The 8,580-nt window shown below is 67.3% G+C and carries 8 protein-coding genes; 5 read left to right on the top strand and 3 right to left on the bottom strand.

Features of this window, described 5'->3' with window-relative positions; translation table 11 throughout:
* Positions 1 to 154 precede the first annotated feature (154 nt).
* The 3 genes from IAE56_RS10920 to parE form a co-directional block, all read right to left on the bottom strand.
* A complete protein-coding gene (locus IAE56_RS10920; protein WP_200752558.1) occupies positions 155 to 1,651 on the bottom strand; it encodes a S10 family peptidase in 1,497 nt (498 codons plus the stop codon).
* A gap of 109 nt (positions 1,652 to 1,760) precedes the next feature.
* Positions 1,761 to 2,339, bottom strand: a complete 579-nt coding sequence (locus IAE56_RS10915) for a GNAT family protein (protein WP_108768458.1) — start codon at positions 2,337 to 2,339, stop codon at positions 1,761 to 1,763.
* A gap of 144 nt (positions 2,340 to 2,483) precedes the next feature.
* A complete protein-coding gene (parE, locus tag IAE56_RS10910; protein WP_200752557.1) occupies positions 2,484 to 4,373 on the bottom strand; it encodes a DNA topoisomerase IV subunit B in 1,890 nt (629 codons plus the stop codon).
* Between the two features lie 158 nt (positions 4,374 to 4,531).
* Here parE and IAE56_RS10905 point away from each other — a divergent pair, with 158 nt between their 5' ends.
* The 5 genes from IAE56_RS10905 to IAE56_RS10885 all read left to right on the top strand — a co-directional run bounded on the left by IAE56_RS10905 (position 4,532) and on the right by IAE56_RS10885 (position 8,560).
* Positions 4,532 to 4,768, top strand: coding sequence for a hypothetical protein (locus IAE56_RS10905; protein ID WP_108768460.1), 237 nt, complete (start codon positions 4,532 to 4,534; stop codon positions 4,766 to 4,768).
* 398 nt (positions 4,769 to 5,166) lie between these two features.
* The gene (locus IAE56_RS10900; RefSeq protein ID WP_079221429.1) at positions 5,167 to 6,831 is read left to right on the top strand and encodes a CTP synthase; all 1,665 of its coding nucleotides are present in this window, start codon (positions 5,167 to 5,169) and stop codon (positions 6,829 to 6,831) included.
* An 88-nt stretch (positions 6,832 to 6,919) separates the two neighbouring features.
* Positions 6,920 to 7,750 (top strand): 3-deoxy-8-phosphooctulonate synthase, encoded by an 831-nt coding sequence (gene kdsA, locus IAE56_RS10895; RefSeq protein ID WP_079221430.1) that lies wholly within the window; start codon positions 6,920 to 6,922, stop codon positions 7,748 to 7,750.
* Positions 7,747 to 8,103, top strand: a complete 357-nt coding sequence (locus tag IAE56_RS10890) for a hypothetical protein (RefSeq protein ID WP_200752556.1) — start codon at positions 7,747 to 7,749, stop codon at positions 8,101 to 8,103. Before kdsA ends, IAE56_RS10890 begins: the two co-directional genes overlap by 4 nt.
* Before the next feature lie 64 nt (positions 8,104 to 8,167).
* Complete coding sequence (locus IAE56_RS10885; protein WP_200752555.1) at positions 8,168 to 8,560, top strand: hypothetical protein; 393 nt, start codon at positions 8,168 to 8,170, stop codon at positions 8,558 to 8,560.
* Positions 8,561 to 8,580 lie beyond the last annotated feature (20 nt).

Below are 8,580 nucleotides of genomic sequence, written 5' to 3'. Positions count from 1 at the left end.
CGGCATGGATGCCGCGACCAAGCCCCCATGGATGGGTTTACGGCGTCCCCCGCAACCGGACCCACCCCGCCAACCCACGGAACCCCGGCTTCTGCAGTGGCAGCGGCAGTTGATCCAGCGGGTGCCGGGCCGCAGGCCCGGCCACCACCACAAATCAGTTGCGCTGGAACAGCGCCTTCACGTCATTCCGGAACGCGGCCTGGCTGTCCACCCGGCTGTAGAACATATGCCCACCCGGATAGCTGCGCACCTGCACCCGGTCCGGGTTGCTGCCCATCGTCGGCATCTGGTCCACCGTCAGGATCGAGCCCATGAACGGGCACGACAGGTCGTTCCAGCCATGCACGATCAGCACCTGCAGGTGCGGGTCGATCGCCACCGCCTGGCGCAGCTGGGTCACCGCCCCCTGGCGCAGCTCGCCACCGCGGTCCCACAGCCGGTTCACGTCGTAGTTCAGCGCCTGGTAGCGCGCATCGACCTTCCAGCCGACCACGCGGGTGACGAAGTCGACCATCGCCGTGGTCGTCGGCGCGATGATGCTGTCCAGCAGCGGATCATTGGCACGCTGTTCCGGATCGTTCGGGAACGGATCGAACGCGGTCACGTTGGAATCGTAGCGGCTGCCCAGCGTGCCCTTGTCGCGGAACACCTCGCGCAGGTAGGCCTGGGTTTCCAGGCGGCCACCGGCGCGGCGCACGAACTGCGGGTCAAGCCCGGTCAGCTCGGTCACCCGGCGCAGCATCGCCTCGGTCGCCTGCGGATCGCTGCGGCCCTTCATCAGCGCGGTGGCGTAGTCGCCACGGGTGTATTCGACCACTTCGCGCATCGCCGCATCGGTCAGCTTGCCCTGGCGCTCCAGGTGCGCCGCCGCGATCGACGGCAGCGTCTGCATCCACGCCATCGGCGAGACGTCGGCGTTGTCTTCGAGGGTCGGGCTCAGGTACGGCGACACCAGCACCAGGCCGTTCATCGCCACGCCCAGGCGCGTCTGCAGGTAGTGGGTGATGCGCGGGCCGCGGTAGCCGCCGTAGCTTTCGCCGGTCAGGTACTTGCGCGCGCCCATGCGCTGGTTGCGCAGCAGCCAGTCGTAGATCGAGCGCGACAGGTACTCGATGTCGGCGCTGGGGTTGTACAGCTGCTTCTTCGCCTCGTCATCGCCGATGCGTGCGCGGCTGAAGCCGGTGCCGACCGGGTCGATGAACACCAGGTCGGTGAAGTCCAGCCAGGTGCCCGGGTTGTCGTGCAGGGTGGCCGGTGCCGAGGCGCTGTCGCCTTCGGAACCGAAGGTGACCACCTTGGGCCCGATCGCGCCCATGTTGAGGTAGACCGACGATGCGCCCGGGCCGCCGTTGAGCGCGAAGGTCACCGGCCGGTCCTTGCCGGGCATGGTGTAGGCGGTGAACACCACATCGGCGATCACCTTGCCCTTGTCATCGCGCACCGGCAGGGTGCCGACGGTGGCGGTGTAGTCGAGGGTGCGGCCGGCCAGGCGGATGCTCTGGCGGACGGAGGCATCGGCCGGCAACGCGGGCGCCTCGGTCTTCTCCTCCTTGGCATCGGGCTTGGATTCGGCGGCCGACGCAGTGACGACGCAGGCGGGGGCAACGAGCAGGCCGACGCAGAGCGTGGCGATGTGCAGCAGGGACTTCATGGCACCAGGACGGTAGCGGAAGAGGGTCCTGATGCTAGGCCGCTGCCGCGCGTGCCGGATGTGTCCAAAGGCATGGCCGCGGCGGATCGCCGGTTGCAGCCAGATTCGGTCAAGCGGGAAGGACGCTGCGGTCGCCGTCGTCGGCCAGCAGGCCGTACACCGCCGAATCGGACAGCTCCCCCTGGATGCGCCAGCGCTGGCGCAGCACGCCTTCCAGGTGGAAGCCGAGGCGGTCGAGCACGTGCGCGGACGGGCGGTTGCGCGGGTCGATCTCCGCTTCAACCCGGTGCAGGCCCAGGGTGTCGAACAGATAGGTAACCACCTGCTGCAGCGCCTCGTGCATGTAGCCCTGGCCCTGCTTGCCCGGGGCCAGCAGGTAGCCGATCTCGGCGCGGGCTGCGTCGCGGTCCAGGGCGAACACCACGCAGATGCCCAGCAGCGGGCCGTCCAGTGATTCGCGCACCGCCAGCTTGAGCTGGGTGCCGGTGGTGTGCGCGGCGAGGTCGTCGTCGATCTGCGCGCGGGCCTCGGTCGGCCGCGTCCACGCCGGATGGTTCCAGAAGCGCATCACGTCCGGGTCGGACTGCAGGGCGAACAGGGCGGCCGCATCATCGCGGCGGATCGGGCTCAGGACCAGGCGCGCGCTGTGCAGCGGCAATCCCGGGAACAGCAGCGAGTGGCTGGCCAATACGAGGGTCCACGCAGATGAGGGGGCAGCCTGGGGTCGGATCCGTTTTCCGCGGGAAAACGGCTCTGACCCCGGTAACCCGGCACGACCAACATCGGGGTCAGAGCCCTTTCCTGCGGAAAGGGATCCGACCCCGCGCGGAGATCAGGCTTCCAGCGAAGCCAGGTCGCCCTTGCTCTCCAGCCAGCCCTTGCGATCAGATGCACGCTTCTTGGCCAGCAGCATGTCCATCAGCGAACGGGTCTGTTCGCCATCATCCACCGTCAGCTGCACCAGGCGGCGCGTATCGGGGTGGATGGTCGATTCGCGCAGCTGCGGCGGGTTCATTTCGCCCAGGCCCTTGAAGCGGGTGACGTTGACCGCGCCCTTGATCTTCTCGCGTTCGATCTTGTCCAGGATCGAGCGCTTTTCTTCCTCGTCCAGGGCGTAGAAGACCTGCTTGCCCACGTCGACGCGGAACAGCGGCGGCATCGCCACGAACACATGGCCGGCATCGACCAGCGCCGGGAAGTGCTTGAGGAACAGCGCGGTCAGCAGGGTGGCGATGTGCAGGCCATCCGAGTCGGCGTCGGCGAGGATGACGACCTTGCCGTAACGCAGGCCGGCGATGTCTTCCTTGCCCGGGTCGCAGCCGATGGCCACGGCCAGGTTGTGCACTTCTTCCGAGGCCAGCACGCTGTTGGACGACACTTCCCAGGTGTTGAGGATCTTGCCGCGCAGCGGCAGGATCGCCTGGAAGTCCTTGTCGCGGGCCTGCTTGGCGCTGCCGCCTGCCGAGTCACCTTCCACCAGGAACAGTTCGGTGCGCGACAGGTCCTGGCTGATGCAGTCGGCCAGCTTGCCGGGCAGGGCCGGGCCCTGGGTGACCTTCTTGCGGACGACCAGCTTCTCGGTCTTCAGGCGCGCACTGGCGCGCTCGATGGCGATCTGCGCGATCTTCTCGCCCAGCTCCACGTTCTGGTTCAACAGCAGGCTGAAGGCATCGTGGGCGGCGCCTTCGACGAAACCGGCGGCCTGGCGCGAGGACAGGCGTTCCTTGGTCTGGCCGCTGAACTGCGGGTCGGTCATCTTCAGCGACAGTACGAACGACACGCGGTCCCACACGTCTTCCGGGGCCAGCTTGACGCCGCGCGGCAGCAGGTTGCGGAAGTCGCAGAACTCGCGCAGCGCTTCGGTCAGGCCGGTCCGCAGGCCGTTGGCGTGGGTGCCGTGCTGGGCGGTGGGAATCAGGTTGACGTAGCTTTCCTGCACCAGCTCGCCTTCCGGCAGCCAGGCCACGGCCCAGTCAACGATTTCCGTGTCCTTCTTCAGGTTGCCGACGAACAGATCGGCCGGCAGCGACTCGCGGTCGCCCAGTTCCATCTTCAGGTAGTCGCGCAGGCCGTCTTCGTAGTACCAGGTGTCGACTTCGCCGGTGGCTTCGTCGGTCAGCTTCACGGTCAGGCCCGGGCACAGCACGGCCTTGGCGCGCAGCAGGTGCTTGAGCGCACGCACGGCGAACTTCGGCGTATCGAAGTACTTCGGGTCCGGCCAGAAGCGCAGGCGGGTACCGGTGTTCTTCTTGCCGACGCTGCCGACCACTTCCAGCGGCGAGGCGCGGTCGCCATCGCGGAAGGTGATGCGATGCTCGGCACCGTCGCGCTTGATGTGGATTTCGACCAGGGTGGACAGCGCGTTGACCACGCTGACGCCCACGCCGTGCAGGCCGCCGGAGAAGGTGTAGTTGTTGTTGTTGAACTTGCCGCCCGCGTGCAGGCGGGTCAGGATCAGCTCGACGCCCGGGATCTTTTCTTCCGGATGGATGTCCACCGGCATGCCGCGGCCGTCATCGCTGACCTCCACGCTGCCGTCCTTGTACAGGGTGATCTCGATCGAGCGGGCGTGGCCGGCGAGGGCCTCGTCCACCGAGTTGTCGATCACTTCCTGCGCCAGGTGGTTTGGGCGCGCGGTGTCGGTGTACATGCCAGGACGGCGCTTGACCGGGTCAAGGCCGGACAGGACTTCAATATCGGCGGCGTTATAGCGTGCGTTCATCTATCTTCAAAGCGCGGAGCGACGCGCAAGTGTGCGGCGTGGACGGGAATTTTGCACGCCTGCGGTTCAGCCTCGGCGCCGGGGAGGGGGTAAAATGACAGTCGCTGGAATCTGAACGCCGGCGCCCCCATGTCCAAGCCATACGCGAGGAGGACTCCATGAAGAAGTTGCTGACCATTGCGATTCTGGCCGCTGCCGCCGTTGCAGTGCCGCTGGTGATGGCGCAGAACGCAGGCCCGTCGGCCCCGCAGCAGGGTGACCAGGCGGACAAGGCCGCGCAGTCCGAGGCGGATGCCAAGGCCAAGCGCCGCGCCCAGGCCAATGCCGAAATGAAGGCCAAAGGCCAGCCGGTCCCGCAGCAGGAAGAAGAAGAGGAAGCGCGGAAGAAGAAGTAAGGCGTCCGCCGCCGAGGCTTCTGCCGCAAGGCTCTGGCCCCTGAACGCCCCGCACTGCGGGGCGTTTTCTTTTAGTGGTGACGCCATCTGCCCCTTGGGTTGGCGGCCATCTATCTGTAAACTATGGCTTTCCGGGAGTAGTGCGTGTCCACCATTTGCGAATGGGCTGGACCGGCCATGCGTGGCCTCCAGCAATGCGGGTCGCAGGTGACGGTCGAATCGGCCGGCACGGCCGCCCCGACCTCGCACGATGGTCCCCGTCCGGCGCCTGCCGCCGACCGGCCCCGCGCCTCCCTCGCTGCCCCAGCGAACCGGAAAACCCCCTTTCTGCTCCACGCCCGCCCCTCGGGCAGGCGTGGCGCTGCCGTTTTCCATTTCCAGACAGGATGCTTGCAGCCATGACTCCCTTGATTTTCGTAACCGGCGGCGTGGTGTCCTCGCTCGGCAAAGGTATTGCCGCTGCGTCACTGGCCGCCATCCTCGAAGCGCGTGGCCTGAAGGTCACGATGATGAAGCTCGACCCGTACATCAACGTCGACCCGGGCACCATGAGCCCGTTCCAGCACGGTGAGGTCTACGTCACCGACGACGGCGCCGAGACCGATCTCGACCTGGGCCACTACGAGCGCTTCGTGCGTACCCGCCTGAGCCGCAAGAACTCGGTCACCACCGGCCGCATCTACGAGAACGTCATCCGCAAGGAGCGCCGCGGCGACTACCTGGGCGCCACCGTGCAGGTCATCCCGCACATCACCGATGAAATCCGCCGCTGCATCGACGAGGCCACCGAAGGCTACGACGTGGCCCTGGTCGAGATCGGCGGTACCGTGGGTGACATCGAATCGCTGCCGTTCCTGGAAGCGATCCGCCAGGTGCGCACCGAGCGCGGCCCGGAGAAGGCGCTGTTCATGCACCTCACCCTGGTGCCGTACATCGGCGCCGCCGGTGAGCTGAAGACCAAGCCGACCCAGCACTCGGTGAAGGAGCTGCGCTCGATCGGCATCCAGCCGGACGTGCTGCTGTGCCGTTCCGAGCAGGCCGTGCCGGATTCGGAGCGCCGCAAGATCGCCCAGTTCACCAACGTGTCCGAGCGCGCCGTCATCAGCGTGCCGGACGTCGACGTGCTGTACCGCATTCCGTCGGGCCTGCACGCGCAGGGCCTGGACGAGATCGTGGTCAACCAGCTGAAGCTGGCCGACAAGGTCGGCCCGGTCGACCTGTCGATGTGGGAGGACGCGGTCGACGCGACCCTGCACCCGCTGGATGAAGTGACCATTGCCGTGGTCGGCAAGTACGTCGACCATCAGGACGCCTACAAGTCGGTCGGCGAAGCCCTCAAGCACGGCGGCCTGCGCCAGCGCACCAAGGTCAACCTGAAGTGGCTGGAAGCGCAGGACCTGGAAGGCACCGACATGGCCGCGCTGGCCGACGTCGACGGCATCCTGGTGCCGGGCGGCTTCGGTGACCGTGGTTTCGAAGGCAAGGTGCTGACCTCGCAGTTCGCCCGCCAGAACAGCGTGCCGTACTTCGGCATCTGCTACGGCATGCAGGCGGCCGTGGTCGACTACGCGCGCCACGTGCTGGGCCTGGAGAACGCCAACAGCACCGAGAACGACCGCCAGTCGCCGGACCCGGTGATCGGCCTGATCACCGAATGGCGCACCGCCACCGGCGACGTCGAGAAGCGCGACGACAAGAGCGACCTGGGCGGCACCATGCGCCTGGGCCTGCAGGAGCAGCGCCTGAAGCCGGGCACCCTGGCCCGTGAGCTGTATGGCAAGGACGTGGTCTCCGAGCGCCACCGCCACCGCTACGAGTTCAACAACCGCTACCGCACCCAGCTGGAAGATGCCGGCCTGGTGATCTCGGGCAAGTCGATGGACGACACCCTGGTGGAAGTGGTCGAGCTGCCGCGTGACGCGCACCCGTGGTTCCTGGCCTGCCAGGCGCATCCGGAGTTCCTGTCCACGCCGCGCGATGGCCACCCGCTGTTCATCGGTTTCATCCGTGCCGCGCGTGAGCGCAAGGCCGGCGGCGCACTGCTGGCCGAAGCCCGCGCCTGACTTGTGAAGGGGGGCTTCGGCCCCCATCCTGCATGCTTCAACCCCAGCACGCCGGTTCTGCCGGCGTAGCGGACAACAAGGAAACGCCATGAAACTGTGTGGATTCGAGGTCGGGCTGGACCAGCCCCTGTTCCTGATCGCCGGCCCCTGCGTGATCGAGTCGATGCAGCTGCAGCTCGATACCGCCGGCAAGCTGAAGGAGATCACCGATCGCCTCGGCGTCAACTTCATCTTCAAGTCGAGCTTCGACAAGGCCAACCGTACCTCGGGCACCGCCTTCCGTGGCCCGGGCATGGAAGAAGGCCTGAAGGTGCTGGCCGAAGTGAAGAAGCAGATCGGCGTGCCGGTGCTGACCGACGTGCACGAATACACCCCGATGGACGAAGTGGCCTCGGTGGTGGACGTGCTGCAGACCCCGGCGTTCCTGGTCCGCCAGACCGATTTCATCCGCAAGGTGTGCGCGGCCGGCAAGCCGGTCAACATCAAGAAGGGCCAGTTCCTGGCGCCGTGGGACATGAAGCCGGTCGTCGAGAAGGCCAAGTCCACCGGCAACGAGCAGATCATGGTCTGCGAGCGTGGCGCCAGCTTCGGCTACAACAACCTGGTCAGCGACATGCGTTCGCTGGCGGTGATGCGTGATACCGGCTGCCCGGTGGTGTTCGATGCCACCCATTCGGTGCAGCTGCCGGGCGGGCAGGGCACCAGTTCCGGTGGCCAGCGCGAACACGTGCCGGTGCTGGCACGCGCGGCGGTGGCAGTGGGCATCTCCGGCCTGTTTGCCGAGACCCATCCGGATCCGTCCAAGGCACTGTCCGATGGCCCGAACGCGTGGCCGCTGGACCAGATGGAAGCCCTGCTCGAGACCCTGATGGAGCTCGACGCGGTGACCAAGAAGCACGGTTTCTCGCGCTTTGCGTGAGTCTTGACCCGTGGGCGGCGCTGGAAGCCCAGCGTCGCCGGCGGCATTGGCGCCGCTGGCCGTGGGGCTGGCTGGCGCTGGCGCTGGGCCTGCTCACCTGGGCGGCATTCGGCTACGCCGTGCTGCTGGGCGCTGCCGGCATGCGCATGCCGGGCGATGGTGCGGCCCCGCACTGGCAGGCCATGATGTTCAAGGTTGCCTTCTGCGCGGCTGTCGTGATGTATGCGGCCAGTACCGCAAGCACCGTGCTGGGCTGGCGGCTGCAACGCGCGCGCGTCGGCGCTGCGCTGGCCGCGGTGCTGCTGGTCGTGCCTTCCATCCTGCTGGCGTGGACGCTGCTTGCCCAGCTGTGATGTTTCGTCCGTGGCCCCTGCGCCCATTCATGCGGTACCCATTCAAATGACGAGCGTGCTCCCGATGAGCCTGACCTCTTCCGCGCGCGTGCCGCGCCGACCCTGGCCCTGGGGCGCCTGCGCGCTGGGTCTTGCCGTGCTCGCCTGGGCCGCCCTGGGGGCAGGGCTCATGGTTTTCCTGTCTGCGATCGGCATGCCGGGCGACGGCAACCACGCGCTGGCCTCGAAGCAGTGGCTCCTGATGCTGGCGATGGCCGTGCTGGCGCTGTCCGCGCTCGGCAGCGGCGTGGCCTCGGTACTGGCCTGGCGCACGCAGCGTGGCCGTGGCATGGCTGCGGTGGCGGCGTTGCTGCTGGCGCTGCTCGGCCTGCTGATCGCGGTGCCGCTGCTGGTGCAGGGGGCCGATCCGGTCGTGGCCAACGACACCATTTGGCAAGCGGCGGGCAGCCGGGGATAATCACGCGGCATTTCACATTT

The sequence above is a fragment of the Stenotrophomonas sp. S41 genome (assembly GCF_016624625.1).
In the GTDB taxonomy this organism is placed as follows: domain Bacteria; phylum Pseudomonadota; class Gammaproteobacteria; order Xanthomonadales; family Xanthomonadaceae; genus Stenotrophomonas.
Note: the sequence above shows the minus strand (reverse complement) of the source record. Positions and strands in the feature narration are given on the sequence as shown.

What these genes read in the sequence shown, in the direction of transcription:
- IAE56_RS10920 (WP_200752558.1), bottom strand. Translation starts at nt 1,651, where the DNA reads ATGAAGTCCCTGCTGCACATCGCCACGCTCTGCGTCGGCCTGCTCGTT.
- parE (WP_200752557.1), bottom strand. Translation starts at nt 4,373, where the DNA reads ATGAACGCACGCTATAACGCCGCCGATATTGAAGTCCTGTCCGGCCTT.
- IAE56_RS10905 (WP_108768460.1), top strand. Translation starts at nt 4,532, where the DNA reads ATGAAGAAGTTGCTGACCATTGCGATTCTGGCCGCTGCCGCCGTTGCA.
- IAE56_RS10900 (WP_079221429.1), top strand. Translation starts at nt 5,167, where the DNA reads ATGACTCCCTTGATTTTCGTAACCGGCGGCGTGGTGTCCTCGCTCGGC.
- kdsA (WP_079221430.1), top strand. Translation starts at nt 6,920, where the DNA reads ATGAAACTGTGTGGATTCGAGGTCGGGCTGGACCAGCCCCTGTTCCTG.
- IAE56_RS10885 (WP_200752555.1), top strand. Translation starts at nt 8,168, where the DNA reads ATGAGCCTGACCTCTTCCGCGCGCGTGCCGCGCCGACCCTGGCCCTGG.